Origin of the sequence: Photobacterium rosenbergii (genome assembly GCF_003026455.1) — a bacterium.
Classification (GTDB): domain Bacteria; phylum Pseudomonadota; class Gammaproteobacteria; order Enterobacterales; family Vibrionaceae; genus Photobacterium; species Photobacterium rosenbergii.
The window spans coordinates 646,246-663,294 of sequence record NZ_PYMB01000001.1; the positions used below are offsets into that span (position 1 = coordinate 646,246).

At 44.0% G+C, this 17,049-nt stretch carries 14 protein-coding genes; 7 read left to right on the top strand and 7 right to left on the bottom strand.

Annotation, left to right across the window (positions count from 1 at the left end; all coding sequences use genetic code 11):
- The first annotated feature begins 109 nt into the window (after positions 1–109).
- A complete protein-coding gene (locus tag C9J01_RS03150; protein ID WP_107297403.1) occupies positions 110–1,087 on the top strand; it encodes a GlxA family transcriptional regulator in 978 nt (325 codons plus the stop codon).
- Positions 1,088–1,187: 100 nt separating this feature from the next.
- On the top strand, positions 1,188–1,700 hold the full coding sequence (locus C9J01_RS03155; protein ID WP_107296641.1) for a hypothetical protein: 513 nt from the start codon (positions 1,188–1,190) through the stop codon (positions 1,698–1,700).
- A 153-nt stretch (positions 1,701–1,853) separates the two neighbouring features.
- Here C9J01_RS03155 and C9J01_RS03160 read toward each other — a convergent pair whose 3' ends face one another.
- The 3 genes from C9J01_RS03160 to C9J01_RS03170 form a co-directional block, all read right to left on the bottom strand.
- A complete protein-coding gene (locus C9J01_RS03160; RefSeq protein ID WP_107296642.1) occupies positions 1,854–2,138 on the bottom strand; it encodes a hypothetical protein in 285 nt (94 codons plus the stop codon).
- A gap of 166 nt (positions 2,139–2,304) precedes the next feature.
- Positions 2,305–5,610 (bottom strand): pullulanase-type alpha-1,6-glucosidase, encoded by a 3,306-nt coding sequence (gene pulA / locus C9J01_RS03165; protein ID WP_107296643.1) that lies wholly within the window; start codon positions 5,608–5,610, stop codon positions 2,305–2,307.
- 265 nt (positions 5,611–5,875) lie between these two features.
- Entirely contained in the window at positions 5,876–7,108 is a 1,233-nt protein-coding gene (locus C9J01_RS03170; RefSeq protein ID WP_107296644.1) for an autotransporter outer membrane beta-barrel domain-containing protein, read from the bottom strand.
- 310 nt (positions 7,109–7,418) lie between these two features.
- Here C9J01_RS03170 and C9J01_RS03175 point away from each other — a divergent pair, with 310 nt between their 5' ends.
- On the top strand, positions 7,419–8,747 hold the full coding sequence (locus tag C9J01_RS03175) for a winged helix-turn-helix domain-containing protein (RefSeq protein ID WP_107296645.1): 1,329 nt from the start codon (positions 7,419–7,421) through the stop codon (positions 8,745–8,747).
- A 55-nt stretch (positions 8,748–8,802) separates the two neighbouring features.
- On the top strand, positions 8,803–9,177 hold the full coding sequence (locus tag C9J01_RS03180) for a hypothetical protein (RefSeq protein ID WP_107296646.1): 375 nt from the start codon (positions 8,803–8,805) through the stop codon (positions 9,175–9,177).
- Between the two features lie 429 nt (positions 9,178–9,606).
- On the opposite strand, the gene C9J01_RS03190 is transcribed toward C9J01_RS03180, so the two are convergent.
- Complete coding sequence (locus C9J01_RS03190) at positions 9,607–9,933, bottom strand: peptidylprolyl isomerase (protein WP_107296648.1); 327 nt, start codon at positions 9,931–9,933, stop codon at positions 9,607–9,609.
- Between the two features lie 185 nt (positions 9,934–10,118).
- Positions 10,119–10,808: a VC0807 family protein gene (locus tag C9J01_RS03195; protein ID WP_107296649.1), complete on the bottom strand. Its 690-nt coding sequence runs from the start codon at positions 10,806–10,808 to the stop codon at positions 10,119–10,121.
- A gap of 229 nt (positions 10,809–11,037) precedes the next feature.
- Here C9J01_RS03195 and C9J01_RS03200 point away from each other — a divergent pair, with 229 nt between their 5' ends.
- Positions 11,038–12,582 (top strand): glutamate synthase-related protein, encoded by a 1,545-nt coding sequence (locus tag C9J01_RS03200; RefSeq protein ID WP_107296650.1) that lies wholly within the window; start codon positions 11,038–11,040, stop codon positions 12,580–12,582.
- Between the two features lie 78 nt (positions 12,583–12,660).
- Positions 12,661–13,200: a hydrolase gene (locus C9J01_RS03205; RefSeq protein ID WP_107296651.1), complete on the top strand. Its 540-nt coding sequence runs from the start codon at positions 12,661–12,663 to the stop codon at positions 13,198–13,200.
- A gap of 89 nt (positions 13,201–13,289) precedes the next feature.
- Here C9J01_RS03205 and C9J01_RS03210 read toward each other — a convergent pair whose 3' ends face one another.
- Both C9J01_RS03210 and C9J01_RS03215 read right to left on the bottom strand, forming a co-directional pair.
- On the bottom strand, positions 13,290–14,051 hold the full coding sequence (locus C9J01_RS03210) for a DmsC/YnfH family molybdoenzyme membrane anchor subunit (protein ID WP_107296652.1): 762 nt from the start codon (positions 14,049–14,051) through the stop codon (positions 13,290–13,292).
- A gap of 135 nt (positions 14,052–14,186) precedes the next feature.
- Complete coding sequence (locus C9J01_RS03215; protein ID WP_107296653.1) at positions 14,187–15,599, bottom strand: MDR family MFS transporter; 1,413 nt, start codon at positions 15,597–15,599, stop codon at positions 14,187–14,189.
- 228 nt (positions 15,600–15,827) lie between these two features.
- Here C9J01_RS03215 and nagA point away from each other — a divergent pair, with 228 nt between their 5' ends.
- Positions 15,828–16,952 (top strand): N-acetylglucosamine-6-phosphate deacetylase, encoded by a 1,125-nt coding sequence (gene nagA, locus C9J01_RS03220; protein WP_107296654.1) that lies wholly within the window; start codon positions 15,828–15,830, stop codon positions 16,950–16,952.
- Positions 16,953–17,049: the final 97 nt, after the last annotated feature.

The following is a 17,049-nucleotide window of genomic DNA, read 5'->3' on the forward strand; positions in this document are numbered from 1 at the left end:
ACTGTTCAATCATCAGACATTTGTGCCAATTTATCTGACAAAAATGCCAATTAGTATTAAGATTAGCCACATTGCTATTATTGATTCATATCATAGGTCACTGATTATCATGAAAATTGGGTTTCTTCTTTATGAACGAGCACTGATCACCGGTATCTCCCTTGCCGCCGAGATGCTCAGTTCTGCCGCCAGTTTACGACCACGTGCACTTCAGCGAAGCCAGCCATTTTCAATCAAGCTTATTGCGCCCAAACTGGAGCCGACCAAAGTTACGGCAGGACTCAAGCTACAACCAGATATCACCTACGATGATACGCAAGCCTTCGATATATTGATCCTCCCTCCTATGTGGGGAAATCCGCAACAATCTATTCATCGCTCGCCGGAAATCATTCCGTGGCTAAAAGCTCAGTATCAAAAAGGCGCTAAGTTGGTGGCAACGGGAACCGGTGTAGCATGGCTAGCCGAAACGGGCCTGTTAAACGGCCAAGTCGCAACAACCCATTGGTATTTCTTCGATACCTTTGTAAACCGTTATCCCAAGGTAATTTTGAACCGTCAGGCATCAATAACGGCTGCAGATGGGATTTACTGTACAACGAGTATCAACTCACAGTCAGAAATGATCCTCTACCTGATTACAGAGTATTTCGGTCAAAAGACAGCGCAAACCATAGAAACCCACTTTGGTCATGAAATTTCTAAGTCCACACAACAGCCGTTTTATCAAATTGGTGGACAACTTCAGTTCGACGAGTCAATAGCTCTGGCGCAGGATTGGATGAAACGAAACCTTACTAGTCCAATTACCGCACAGAGCATCGCGGATCATTGTGGTGTACCGCTGCGAACATTTAACCGTAAGTTCAAAGATCAAGTTGGAGAAACACCTCACCAGCACCTACAACGATTAAGAATGGATGCTGCGCAGCAACTGTTGCGTGACTTTGGCATGTCGGTGCAAGACGTTGCTGAGCAAGTTGGTTATAAAGATGCACACCACTTCTCCACCCGCTTCCAACAGCACTTTAATGTAAGCCCTAGCCAATACCGAAGAATGGTCAAGACCAAGATATACAACCCATGATTGCAGATTGAAAAGATTTTTATGTTTGTAGCTAATTTAAGACAGGGCTCAAAGAGTATGAATCACTATGCTTTGAAAAGACGTTTTCAAGGGCAGTTGTATGAAGCATCTTACTTTCTCTTTTTTACTTTTTTCAATTCTGGCTAGCACTAGCGTTAGTGCCAAAATCCAACCGACTAGTGGAACACTTAATAACGAAGGCATGTGCCGCCTTGATATGTACCATCTCACCAAAAGCCAGCAAAATACCTTCATTCCGGATTTGCAGATAGCCGTCATAACCAACAACACAATGCGTCATCGCTATGTCGACTTAAAAACAGATATCGAACACCCGACGGGCTTTGAGAATATCCACTACTACCGTTCTGGCAGTCCCGTTGAAGTCTTTACCACCAACTGGCGCAACAATGGCAACAAGCATACAGTCGGTAGGTTTGTCATGTTAGGAGGAACCAGTGACAAACAAGCCTTCGATGTCTTTGCAGCCTTGATTAAAGAAGACAATGGTCATTTCGAGTTACGCGGTAACGAAAAGAAATACCGATTCAATGCTAGTGAAAAGGACGTAACCGACTTCCTCGCTTGCGTTAAAAGCAACTATCGGCCCTGAACGACTTTAGTCAGCTTCATTCATATAAAAAGAGACATCTTTGATATAACTGAAGAATAACGCCCATAAAAAACGCCAGCTTTTTAAGCTGGCGTTTCTTCGAAAAACTCTGGATTAAGGCTACGTATCTGTCTTCTAGCCTTTCTCATTATTTCAAGCCATTGACTGCTTCGAGCCGTGCGGTGCTGAATGCGTAATGTCCTCATATTCACCATCGATGGTCGAACCGTTTTGTTCCTGGCCATAGCTCTGGGTGTAGCTTTGCTGGGTATATCCCTGTTGTTTCAATGCCTCTTCATAAGCTGCATTGATTTTCTTTCTGATAAACGGTCTAGCAATCAGTGCACCCAATCCGATGAATAGCCCCATGACAGCCGCAAATGTCACAGTAAAGAAACCCAGTACTAGAGCAAAAATGCTGGTAAGTGTATTTTTCATCGCTAACCTTCTTTTCTATCGTACTTTCATGTTTTGCAGTGTAAAGCAGCGAAAATGAACCAATGATGAACAATATGTTTATCTTTATGCCTGAATCATTCCCCACAGAAATAGAATGAAAAAAGCCCTCTAAAAAGAGGGCCTTAGATTAATGTTTACGTGCTAATTATTTTGCGGCTACAGGAATACCTGTCCCTCGAATACCATTTTCGCGTACAATTTCAAACACTGCAGGTGTCCAAGCTGGTACTTTCGCAATATCGCCACCCGTCGCACCCGAGGCTAAATCCGAAGTATGGAATGGGCTTAGCGTTAACTCTTTTGCCAAATTGATCTCTTGCTCAGTGTTAGACGCATTAATCACAATCACAAGGCCATCAACCCTGCTATCAAAATCAGCACCTGAAGCAGTACCGTTATCAATAGACATAACAATCAAGCCTGGCGTTTGTGATCTGCCTGTATTGTGGAAATCAACACGCTTCTTAACTTCTTCGCCCTTACCCAGTGAGATCAATGGGTATGACTTACGAAGTAATGCTAACTCCTTGAAGTATTCAACCATGTCTGCCATATCTTCACGGCTAGGCTTGGCATTATCTCCTGCAGATGTAATCACTTCTTGAATTAAATCGTAGTTATCGCCATCTTTATCTTTACGAGGTAAACCTTTATCCCAGTTATTATCCTGTAGGGTAAAGTCGACCAAGTTATACCAGTCACCAGAATCATAAGAGTCACGCTGCATCGACTTAGAACGTAGCAGCTCAGACCCCATATGAGTAAATGGCATACCTTGACCCAGCATTGCGGTAGATAGAGAAACGGCCTGCATGCGAACACGATCTTCCGTCGTCACATCGTAACCAATTTTGTATTGGTTGTTGTCCCATAAAGTCTGGTTATCGTGCTTAGATACGTAGTTCTGGATCTCAGTTGGATCAACCGCATAGCCTGCTGGTGCGCCGTTGTAATCCAACTCCTCACCAGTAATAACCGCCCCTGTAGAATCAATCATCTTGAAGTCTTTCAGGTTACCGGCCATACCAAGACGCGTAAGGTCTGCATAATGTCGAGCTGTGTCTATCGTCACACCATTGGTTTCGTTTGGCTGCACATATGCACCGTTACCAAAGCCTTGTGTTTTACGAATGCCCTCTTGGCTATCAAACGGGCTTCCGCCTCGAACGGCATCACGCAATCGATCAGAGAAACTACCGATACCCGTGCCACCAAGATGCGGCTGGGTTGCCTGTACAAACAATGCATCATTTTCTACTTCACCGAAGTTCCAACCTTCACCGTAGAAGTAGGTGTTAGGATCAACCTTCTGGACTTCGTGTAAAGAACGCTGCATTTGATCCAATGGGTGGTGTCCCATCAAATCAAAACGGAATGAATCAATTTTGTAATCACGAGACCAGACCACCAGCGAATCACTGATCATTTTTTCAAACATCGCTCGCTCTGGCGCGGTATTTGAACAACACGTTGAATTTTCAACGTTACCAGTGACCGGATTCAAACGTTGGTAATACCAAGGCACAAGCTTATCAAGTACTGAAGTACGTGCTTCAGGCCCAGCTGAATTAGTGTGGTTATAAACGACATCCATCACCACATTCATACCAATGTCATTCTTGATAGACATGACAGCTTCACGCAACTCAAGAATACGCTGCGGTCCATCCGGGTTAGTCGAATAAGAACCTTCCGGTACAGTGTAATGGAATGGGTCGTAACCCCAGTTAAAGCTATCGACATCAGATACGAAACGGTTAAGTTCCTGCACCACCGGATTTTCCGGCGAATCGTCTAGTTTAACTTCTGCCAAGACTTCAGCTATGGTCATACCGCTTGTACAGTAACCGCTGAACTTTGAAGTATTAACATCACGATTTACTTCGCATAGTTTGGCAAATGAATCTTCGATGTTCGCAACCTGGTCTGGATCTTCATTAATTGTCGCTATATCGAAAATCGGCAGTAGATGTAAGTGAGTAACACCGTTATCGCTCAAAGATTTCAGGTGCTGAACAGGTACCGAATCTTGCTGGGTAAAAGCAACAAACTTTCCACGAGCACTTTCCGTGGTTGATTGATCCTGAGCAGAAAAATCACGTACGTGTGACTCATAAATCACAAACTGAGCTGGGTTTGATTGATCTATCGGTCGTTGCAGATCATCCCAGCCTTTAGGTTTTAAAGCTGGATCATCAAGATCAATGACCTGGCTAAATTCCGAGTTCATAGACAAACTCAGTGAGTAAGGATCTGTAACTTGGTAGCTTTCTACTTTGCCGGATACCGGATGGAACACATCAACAAGATAACGGAAATACGTACCGCTTGGTGCCTTGTCGGTCTTTAATGACCATACGCCCGACTTCTCTTTATACTTCATCTGAAGTCGGCCAATTTCTTCTTTGTTGTTATTGAACAGCACAGCGACAACATTCTGTGCCGATGGTGCCCAAACATTAAATGTCGTGTTACGACCTTTTACTGTTGCACCAAAATCAACTTTCTCCGCATGCTTAGCGAATAATTGGTCAAATGCACCCGCTGGTTGTACTTTCGTACCATTCAATACCAGCCCCGCCTCATCAACAGCCAATGCGGCTAACTCAGCCTTAATCACTGGACGCATATCGACTTTTTTGTCGATCGAATAGGCTTGCTTGTTTGCAAGGTGTGGGAACTTAGCTTTGACTTCCGCACTCAGTACTGTTGGCTTAAGAACAATGTAATCCGCATCGTACTTATTATCGTTATCAGGTGAGAAGCCTCCTTCCAGTTGCACATACAGCCTTACTTCATCAGCCGATTCTGCACCATCCCAAATAAGAGTATGCCCCTCAACCAAATGTGCTTCAGCATTGGCTACACCGAACAACTTAACGTATGCATCACCACGGTCATCATATGCAACAGGGCTTCCTGTTACATAGGATGCTGTTCTGTCTGGAATCTCAACGAAATCAATCTTTGCATCACTGCCTGACATATTGCTCAAGTTTTCATCTCGTATGATGAAGTTAAGGCACTGTGTATCTCCGCCTTTGAGTGGCAATTGCCAGTAAGGGCCAAACTCATCCTCACCATCTGGTGTAATAGACGCATCGCCCCAGCCAGAGTTAACTTCTCCGGCGCGGTCACAATTACTGTCATTCCAGACATGAAGGCTATATCCACTATAGTTGCCTAGTGATTGACTCTCTCCATTTCGAGCAACCATATAAATGACTGCTTCATTGTCACCAGCTCGAACCGGCTCTTCAACCGAACCACTTTCAGGCAGAAATGCAGTAGGTCCATCCGTCTTAGGTAACTTAATTTTGATCTTCGGTGGCTTTGTCGTATCAAATTTTACATCTTCAGATGCGATACTGTGACTGCTTAAGCCAACGAACAGAAACGTAGAGCACAGTGGTATGACGGCCTTGGCTACCGTTGATAATTTAAAGTTCACGAGATTTTTCCCTTTATACTCATAATTTTATGTGGGGAAGTATAAAATTTGAGTTTTAATTATGGAGTGAACGATACTGAATCTCAGGCTCTGCATACTGTGATCAAAAGCACCAAAATGTAGTTTATTTACAACAGTTCATAACATATTGGCTTAAGGTCACTGTTTGTATAGCCTGCATAATATGCGGGGAGTCACATCTCACTGATACAAAGAAAACCCGGCATAAGCCGGGTCAATAATTCTTCAAATTCAACTTGTGCTTCTAATCCAATGCCATACTCAATCCGACAGAGATGGTATATGCCGACAGGTCATCGTGCCAAACTAACTGACTGGCTTCGGCATACCCGTACCAGTCCTTGCTCAGCGCCCCAGAGATCCCAAAATGAACGCGTCCATAAACATCATCATTGGATTCAACAACAATCGGTAAGATACTGCCTGAATAGTTAGATTTTAGTTGGGATATTATCCGCTCTCTTCCACTTGCAATATCATAATGAAGATAGCCTTTCGCATAGGGCTGAAAAACGCCAAACGGTGTGCGGAAAGGATGCGAGATACTCATCCCGGTGATCAACATGGTCGATTCTAGCGCGTCAACATCCTCAATCTTTGAGAAAAGATAGCTCGAACTATTAAGCGCTGACCTTTCTTCATATCGGTCGGTATCAGATAAGGTGTATTGCAAACTACTTTCAAAGGCCAGATGCAGGTAGTTATAGTCAAAGATATAACCTGTACCTAGAGAGAACACCCAGATGTCCGAGTCTGCTTCATTGGCGTTGTTTATCACAGGGTCAGTGTACAAGGTTACCTGTCGTTCTATGTCCGTATCCATCACAGCATAGCTGGCATTGAAATCCACAAACCATGAATCTTGGAAGTAAGTAAAATACCCAGATGCTATTAGCCCATCAATTTCGGTATCACTTCCCTCAGCCATGGGTTTGTAGAACGGTAACCCAAGGGTTAAACCAAAAAGGTATTGGTTTTGGAACAAATAATCTCCACCCAATGTCAACGAGTAGCCGCTGTGTTCTTGTTCAGACGATTTGTTTAGCGAGGCATTATCACCAAGAATAGTATTATCAACACGTATATAACCAGCAACTTGAGAATGATGCCCTTCACCAAAGACGCTGGAATCAGATAATGCTTGTTCCGGCAAACCAGGAGGAGCATAACCTGAAAAAGGATCACTGCTATAAAGAGGAACGTAAGTTGATGAATGACGACTGCTAGACACTGAATGCCTAACACCTGGTGACGATGAGTAGTTGTTTAAGCTTCGGTACTTCCTATCAACTTTATCGCCGCGAACGTGACTTGCTATGCCTTTGATTTCAGACACTGCCGTATCAACTTCGGCTGATAGCTTTTTGGTCAATGACCCATCAAAAAAATCCGAGCCAATGGCGTTTCCTGATGCTACTGTGAATACAATATAAATGACGGGCAGGCTTGATGGTGCCCTATTAACTGACGCAAACATATTGCCCCCAAACTTTCATACCACTTATATTCTTTACTGCTTCGTGGTTATGACTTGAGTGTAGTTAGCAGTCACAAGCAAAAAGTACGAACTGCCCTGCAGTCGCAAAAAATAAACACATCTCTTTTTTTTGATATTAAAACTTTTTTCCTTTGAAAGATTTTGTCTTATTGATGAGCACACTTACTCTATTTTAAGTAGTCGTAATTCTAGATGTATGGCAAAATTATCTGAATAAATAGATACTTATATCTATAATTGCTTGATAAGATTTGTTTCATTCCAACAACTATGACACTGAGTGCACTTCATGTCTGAGAAAGTTAAGGCTTCGGCTCACGTAGCACAAATTTCAGAGAATTATTTCTTTGACTGCCAAAAAAAAACGCTATTCACAACAGTAGGAAGTATCTCCCTGAATAGAGCGGAGAAAGGTGTCCTCTATAAACTTATTACCGAAGCGCCGAATATGGTCAGCAAAGAAGAGCTACTTACTGCAGGTTGGGCAAGAAAAGAAGTCGCTGAAACCTCTCTGTTTCAGACTATTCGAACTTTACGTATTAAGCTGAAAGAGCAAGAGATTGGACAAGTCATTGAACTCGTTCCTCGATTAGGTTATCAAATCAAAATCCAAGGCTTTGTGTCTTATCAAGACCTTTACAACATACCTGAGATACCTAAGCAGGAAAAAAAGAAACCGCTTTTGAATAATAAGCGCTATCTGATTGCGGCAATAGCCTTTGCTATTTGCATCCTATCTGTGAGTTTTCTTTATAACAACTGGCCAACTGAATATAAGTACAAACTGATCAATGACGACAAAAACAATACCCTCGTCTTTTTATCCATGAATCAGGATGATTTTGACTACTTGTTACAAACCAGTGAGCTTTTTTTCAAGCCAGCTAAGCTCAGCAATAAGTTAATGTTTATCCACAAACTTGATGACGAGTTTTCGGTTGCCATCTGTACTAAAACCCCGGATGGTTGTGATATTGATACAGCACATGCCATTAGCTTCAACCACTCGGAGCTCAGCACATTATGGGAATTACTGGATAACTACCTGCCACAAGTCCCACCGTTAGCTGCTATGAATGTTTTAAAGGACAATACCACCATGCAATCTGGTGTTAAGTCTTATAACATTTTCCTTGAAGATGGTGACTTTACAACCAACCTTTCACACCACTTCGTCAATCAAGTTGACGATTCTACTTGGCTTTTTACATCGATAAATTACCGCCCGAATAGCGATCAGAGTGAATACATTGCAGCTTCCTTTCGTGGTGGTCGCTCTATTATGGAAACGGAAAGTAAATTGCCATTCCTCATAACTGTAACGAATTACCCAGAATATTTTTATTGGGTGCTTAGTCCAGCGGATAAAGCAAAGCTTGGAATAAACCCCCCCGGCCCACTAGAAACATTGACTAATGATTTCTATGTAGATGTTGAAAAGTACATCAGTTACCTGCTTTATCGCCAACCTCACCTCCAACTATGGCTATCTGAAGGCTATGGTTTTCATTGGTTTATCAAGAAAGGAAGTAATGACAATGTATTCAAGCAATTCATCCTCGGGGAGAAATGTGCTGAGCTGCCAATAGACTTTGAAAACCAGCCCACCTGTCCGTAAACCCACTTTTTCAACTTGGGTATATAATTATCAGGTCGTCCAGAGAGGAGGTTGTATGATAAGCAATATTAATATGCTATTTCTTCTCGGACACTTGTCATTGTATTCTCAAGCAGGCAGCCACCTCGAAAAAGCAGCCGATGAAATCTGCCTCTGCCTTGAGGCTCCCTACCAACAGGCTGAACAATCCCTTCTTCAACTAAATGGTGACCAAGGTTCTAATGATCTAGCTAAAGTGACAAGGTCACAAGATGAGATGATGGCAACCATCAATGCAGCGACATTATGCATGGAGTCCTTCCGCCAACTTTACCCTGACATTGCTAAAGATATCGCCCTACAGGATAAGACACTAAGACTACTTGAAACCAAGTGCCCCGACCCTTTATCTGCACAGTCACTACCTTCTCCTAGCAAGCATATTGAGTGATAACACTATTGCAGTGCACATGAAATGTAAATACTATGTTAACTATAGCTAAGGCGATGAGCTCTGATTCAAGGAAGGAGGGAAAGCGAATGCATTTAAAACAAGGTATATATCTTTTTTTCTACCATCTGAGGGCTTTCTTTGAACTTACATTCAAGCCTCTGTTCGGTCTTATCACCGTCGGTTTGATCCTCTCTGCAATCTTAATCCAATCACCATCAACACGAATTGAGGGGGGCTTGGTGTTAGCTGGGTGCATTGTAACGGCTTTTTGGATCACAATCGTTCGGTACTATTATTCCGCAATTTTAAGATGGTCTGATACCCGGCAAAAGACATCAGCTGTGATTGAGTTTCCCCGCCAGTCTGACGACTGAAAGCACTAACAAAAAAAGGCGCGTAAGCGCCTTCTTTACATGAAATACGGGTTTACACCGTATATAACACCTTAATGATGTGCCATCCGAACTTTGTCTTTACCACTTCAGGAATCACACCACGGAGTTCTGGGGTCTTCAATTTTAGTGCTTCACTGGTACTGATTGCTTTATTCGAAAAAACAGCTTTATCGAACTGTGGCACCATTTGGCCTTTACGGAATTCGCCCAGATCCCCACCTTTTTTACCTGATGGACACGTCGAGTGCTTCTTAGCCAGAGCCTGGAACTTAGCACCTTTCTTCAGTTGCTGAAGAATATCTTCAGCCAATTCTTTGTGTTTCACCAAGATATGTAGAGCATGCGCTGTGCGAGCCATGGAGTACCTCATCATTCTATGCTGCTTTTGCAGCACAACTAAATCTATCTTGCCCTTACATACAGCAATATAAGTAAAAGCGTTTGGTCTGAACTATACACGTCTCTGGCTTTGCAACCAACTTTGCATTAATTCAGGTACAAAAAAGCCAGCACATGTGCTGGCTTTCTATCCAATACTGATGGCTATTGTTCGGTCTTGAGGATTTCAGCCGTTTCAAGCTGTGTCATCTGGCGGATCTGACGCCACATGTAGAAGAAAATTCCCATCATCATAATCATTGATGGAATCGCGATAGCTGGGTAACTGACCAAAGTCAGGCGGCCTAACTCTTCATTGAAGGCCTGAGTCCCGGAAGGGCTAGTCACAATCATTTTCGCCAATACGTAATTCATCACAGATGAAAACACGAACGTCCCGGCAAACAAGTAGTTTGATGTCAGCAAGCGGCGATCAAAATCGCGCTTACGACCAAACTCGTTCAGCTTTTCATTGATAAGAGGAAGGTTTAATACTGTTTCATTAAAAAGCATCTTGCTCACAACAGGGTATTTTGTAAATGTTGAAGCAAACACACCAATACCGATAAGGCCTGGAATCAACGCTTCTTTTACCGCTAACCATTTAGGGTCTAGCTGCAAAAGACCGATACCACCAGTGAGTAAGACACTGACAAAGCCTAACAACGAGATAAAGTTAAACTTTTTGTACTTAATCAGCTCATAGCCACCCAGTACAACCGGAAAAGCTAAAGCAACTAATAGTGCGCCAACAGAGCCAAGGTATTCATCACCACTGAGCTTCATTAGTACAACTGAAGGCACGATGACATTAAAAATCAAATCGTTAAGAGGACTAGCTTTCTTTTCCGTCATAATATTTTACAAAGTTATCTAAACGTAAACATCTGCATTGTTCCGTGAAATGAGTCAACTGTAAAGTAGTTGACCGTTACAAAAGATTAAATCCCCTTTTCGATTTAGGCAAAACTATCTCTGATATCCAACAGATAGAACATTTTCTGTACCTTTGCCAATTATGCAAATATGCCCATCGTCTCCCATACTTTGAGCATCCTTGTGCCTATCTTCGTTGGAGCGTTAAATGAGTAAGCCAGTGGTCGCAAATATCAAGCCGAGCAAAGTTAACCTAGAAAAAGGGCAAACCTACTACTTCTGCACTTGTGGACGTTCCGCCAAACAACCTTTCTGTGATGGTTCACATCAAACCACTGATTTCAAACCTATGAGCTTTAAAGCGGAGAAAGATGGCGATGCCTTTCTTTGCGCCTGCAAGCACACTGGCAACGCTCCTTTCTGTGATGGGACCCACCAACAGTTCGATGACACTAACATTGGACAAGAAGGCCCAGGCATCACATCCAGTGCTAATGAGTTACCTATTGCAAAAGCGACTAAAGAAGAGCCTACCGTTGAATATATTCACCAGTTAGCCCGTGAAGGTCTTAGCAACCTTGGCCATCATGGTGCCATGACCGCCATGGGGGTTCCCAGGCATAAACTGCCTGATTGGGATGACATCCAAATCATGGTGGCTCAAATGGCCAGCAAACCCCTTATGGAAAACGCTAAGGTCGGTACAGAACTCGTTATTGGCCCTAAAGCGAAAAAGCCATTGGTGTTAAACATGCCACTGTTCGTCTCTGACATGAGTTTTGGTGCGTTATCTGAAGAAGCCAAAACGGCGCTTGCTATGGGTGCGGAAAAAGTTGGCACAGGCATTTGCTCTGGTGAGGGAGGCATGCTCGCTGAAGAGCAACAAGCCAACAGCCGGTATTTCTATGAACTTGCCAGTGCGATGTTCGGCTACCATGAGGGGTTGCTAAAGAAAGTCCAAGCCTTTCATTTTAAAGGCGGGCAAGGCGCAAAAACGGGCACCGGCGGACACCTTCCGGCGATTAAAAATACCGGTAAAATAGCGAAAACACGGTGCCTAGAAGAAGGGACGGATGCGATATCCCCTCCCACATTTAAAGACTTAAAAACACCTCGAGACTTTGCAGCATTTGCTGAGAATGTCAGAGTGATAACAGGTGGGATCCCCATTGGGTTTAAGCTCAGCGCAAACCATATTGAACGTGACATGGGGTTTGCCCTTGAAGCTGACGCAGACTACATCATTCTTGATGGGCGTGGAGGCGGTACCGGTGCCGCCCCTGAAATATTCCGTGACCATATCAGTGTACCAACCATTCCGGCCTTAGCCAGAGCGAGATACTTCCTCGATAAACAAGGCATGACGGGCGAAGTGACACTGATTATCACCGGAGGGTTACGTACACCAACAGATTTTGTCAAAGCTATGGCTTTAGGTGCTGATGGTATTGCGCTTGCCAACAGTGCCATGCAAGCCATCGGCTGTGTCGGAGCCAGGATCTGTAATACCAACAACTGCCCTGCCGGTATAGCAACTCAGGATCCAGAACTTCGCAAAAAACTCGATCCCAATATTGCCGCGACCAAGCTTGCTAATTTCCTGACCGCCTCAACAGAGCTAATGCAAGTCATGGCTAGAGCCTGTGGGCACCATCACCTTAACCAGTTTAACCAAGATGATTTAGCAACTTGGAATAGTGATATGGCTCAGCTTGCAGGTATTGAATACTCAGGCTTTAAGCAACGTGAATAGGATTTTTGCGAAGGCGATATTGTTAATCTCGTAAAAATTCCTATATGGTAAAAGCTTAACTAATGAGTGGATATTCATATGCTTACAACAAACGATACTGCACTGGTGATAGTTGATGTCCAGGGAAAGCTGGCTCAAATCATGGATAACAAAGAAACGCTTTTCAAAAGTTTGGAAACCGTTGTCAAAGGCGCCAAGATTCTTGATATCCCGATTATTTGGGTTGAGCAAATCCCACACAAGCTAGGTCCAACCATTCCACAAATCTCTGATCACCTGCATGAACATAGCCCTATCGCCAAAAATAGCTTTAGTTGTTATCGCGAACCAAAATTCGTGGATGCCTTGGCAGCATCAGGTTGTAAGAATGTCGTTGTCGTCGGTATCGAAGCCCATATCTGCGTATACCAAACTGTTCGCCAACTGCTAGAAGCGGATTATCATGTTGAAGTGGTTGCCGATGCCGTATCGTCACGCAACCCAACGAATAAACAGGTCGCACTCCAAAAAATGCAGCAATTTGGCGCATCGTTAACGACTGCTGAAATGCTCATTTTTGAGCTTCAAGAAGTTGCCGAAGGTGAGCGATTTAGGGAAATTCTCAGCGTTGTGAAATAGCGACTTAGCGCGTTAATGTAAAAAAACCGCGATGCCAATGTGTAAATGTTAGCATCGCGGTTTTTCTTTATGCCCCGTTTGGGAGGGACTTAATAGCCAACACCTGCAAAATAGGATGAAAAACCACTTAATACCAATGCAAAAGTCATTACACCCATTACCGGTTTGCTCTTGGTAATAATTGGCAGAGACCAAACACCGACAGCAGCTAACAGCAAGCCAAGGCTCACAACTTGGGCAATAAAGGGCATGGCAGAGCCATCCACTTCAATTTGATTCGACAACTCACCCAGCTGTGGCAAGCCCGTAAGCATGCAAACAAGCGCGATAACAGCGCCAACGCATGGCAGGACAACATTTAGCGCTTCGACTTTATGCTTCGCTCTGATAAGGCTTGCGTGTGCCAATAATGTTCCCCCACAAAGCGTTGTCGCTAGGAAATGAGAGCTAACAAGCCATTGCTCACTGCGCAACATCAGGCCGTTGAGTAAATAACCAGAACCGACCAAAATTGCCAAGCTCAGGCATGCCTTGCGGAAGGTATCTGAACCAATCAAGGCTTTCTCAGCAAACCAATACATCAAGGCGGTAGCGAAAAAGGTGATAGCAAGAAGCGCTTCGTCGCCAATTTGGTAGACCTCGGCAGTATCGGCAAGCATCAAGTTAAGCTCTCGCAGCAATAGCGCACTGAATAACATAAGCCACAAAGCAGGCATGGTTCGATACAGTCTATCAGCTTGACCAAAACACAGTTTGCCCGTCAACAGCACGATACCGAGAACAATAAATGCACCAATTGCCAGTTGGGTTAATACACTTGAAAGAATTAATGGCCATTCAAACCATGCCATGACTCACCTCGTCGCCACACTATGCAGCGATATTACAAACATAAGGCGGCGTATTGTGCCTGACAGCAATAATTTGTCCACAAAAAAGCCCTGCTAGCAAGCTAACAGGGCTATTTGCCGATAAAGTACCTCTGGTTAATCTAGGCTTTCTTGCTTGTATGAGCGCTTTGGCTTCGCTACATCGGTTGATAGTGGTTGAGCTTTCAAACACACAACCGTCACGATCAAAGAGACCAATGCGACAATAACTAAGCCGCCATATGTCATAGTAAAGCCTTGTCCCAAGGCAATCGGATCAAACTGTGAAAGTCCTTCCGCACTCCCTTCCCCCACCAACACAGGCACTTTGATATGAAATAGCGCACCACAAAATGCAACACCTATTGCCCCACCAAACTCACGGCCATAACCGAACATAGAAAGGCCTATTCCCCTATCTTGAGGGGGCAATACATTCTGTACCACTACATTTAGGCTAGGCAGGGTAAGCCCTAATCCTAACCCGGCAAACGCCAGCGCAACTGTCATCAGCATGCCTTGATAAAGGAGAAAAACGGCAACAACAGCCATTGCAAACCCAATAACCACAAGGGACTTATAATAACCTGTTCTGGCTATTCGCTTACCTCCGAGGTACGCCCCACTGGTGATACTCATCATAAACACCATCATGATGAGGCCACTTGCTGAAGCAGTCATTCCATGCTGCCATTGCATTTGCAGTGGTAAATACACCAACACTGCAAACATCAGAAGCTGAGAACACATAATAAGCAACACACTAATCATATAACCGGGAAGGTTAAACAAACGCGCCGGAAGGATTGGGTCTGGCACTCGCTTTTCTACAATCATAAAAATTATCGTTGCGACAACCGTTGCAATAATTAAGCTGATTTGACTGATCGCAATATCTGGCGACATCAGTAACAGCAAGAGCGTAGTAATTGTCATCAATAAACCCGCTCCCGCCCAATCAAAGCGGCTATCCCGCCCTTTGCTTAGATGCTTTAGGTTGGTATTTATCATCCATAAAGCTAAAGCCCCCAAAGGCAGATTAATCCAGAAGACCCAACGCCAACTTAAGTGCTCAGCGAAATACCCCCCAAGCAGCGGCCCGGCGATACTCGAAGCGGCGTAAACCGCCGAGATATACCCCTGATACTTGCCCACTTCGCGAGCAGGAATACAATCAGCAATAACAGTGAATGCCAGAGCAATGAGGCCTCCGCCACCAATACCTTGCAATACCCTCGCTGCGACCAATGTCGGCAAGTCTTGTGCAATCGCGCAGGCAACCGAACCTAGCAGGAACAATACCACGCTAATATTTAGCATCTTGACCCTGCCAAAGATGTCACTCAGCTTACCATACACTGGTAGCACTGCAGTTGCCGCCAATAAATAGGCCGTCACCACCCAGGTCAATGCCTGACCGGCACCAAGCTCTTCACCAATAATAGGTAAAGGCGTCGTTACAATACTTTTCTCTAATGAACCCAGCGCAATAACTAATGCGACGCTGGCAAAAATCGTTTTAGGCGACATGTGCCCTCCTATGAATGCGCCACAAGGATAAATCAAACATTTGATTACGAAAACAGAAGATTATGGAGCATAAGCTCTCACTTATAACACGCTGAGCATTGACAAATGGCAGACATTACTCTAACTTATTTTTTAAATAAAAATAAGTTACCTTGTATGGCACCGATTTGCTTATTTGCAGGGTTACGTTTTCACTTATTCTATAAAGCTTCAAGAGTTGGGACGCCTATGTACGCTATCACAAATATCAATGTTTTTAACGGTCAAGATACCCTTGAGAACCAAGCCATTATTGTTGCCGGCGATACCATTGAAGCCGTTGTTCCAATGGAAACTGCTAACTTACCAGAGACCGTTTATGATGGTCAGGGACTGACGGCAACCGCTGGTTTTATTGACCTACAGCTCAATGGCTGTGGTGGCGTGATGCTAAATGTCGATATTTCAAAGCAAACCCTCGACACAATGAATGAGACCAACATTCAATCGGGTACCACGCAATACCTGCCGACCTTAATTACCAGTAAGCATGAAACAATGTGCCAAGCTGTTGAACTGATTTCGGCCATTGAAAGCCATGAAAGCGAAGGCATCATCGGATTGCACCTTGAAGGGCCTTTTATTAGCAAAGAAAAAAAAGGGGCTCATGACGAGAATCACATTCGCATCCTCGATGAACTAACGGCTCATTATATGGCAGATAATGCCAAACATATCTCCGTGGTTACGCTTGCACCAGAAAATACCTCTCAAGCTGTTATCGATATACTCAATGATGCAGGCATCACGGTATCTCTGGGTCACACCAATGCCGACTACCACCAGCTAACAGCGAAAAACCATCTAAAAATGGCAACCCATTTGTACAATGCTATGACCCCTCTCGGCTCCCGTGAGCCAGGTACTGTGGGTTACATTTTCGATAAAAAACCCCATGCAGGTATTATCGTCGATGGTATTCACTCCTCTTACGCTTCTGTGCGTATTGCCCACCAAATACTTGGTGAAAAACTGTTCATGGTTACCGACGCTGTAGCTCCCGCTGGAACAGATATGAAGGAGTACGATATGGCGGGTACCACGGCATACGTTACAGACGGGAAGTGTCATTACGCCGATGGCACCATTGCCGGCGCAGCCATCACAATGATCGAAGGTATCAAAAACCTTATCCAGCATGTTGGGCTAAGCCGCGAAGAAGCACTTCGGATGGCGAGCTTATACCCAGCAAAAGCGGCAGGAATTGATGGCCAATACGGCCAACTACTGCCCGGCTACAAAGCCAATATCACTCTGCTGAACGATCACAATGAAGTATGCGCGGTATATCAAATGGGCAACAAGCGCCTTTAATGGTAGAGACTTCCTAATGTACACGACTTAATTAGTATTATTCTTCTGCACTTTATTTTCACAACAAGCAGATACCTATCTAGGTATCTGCTTGACG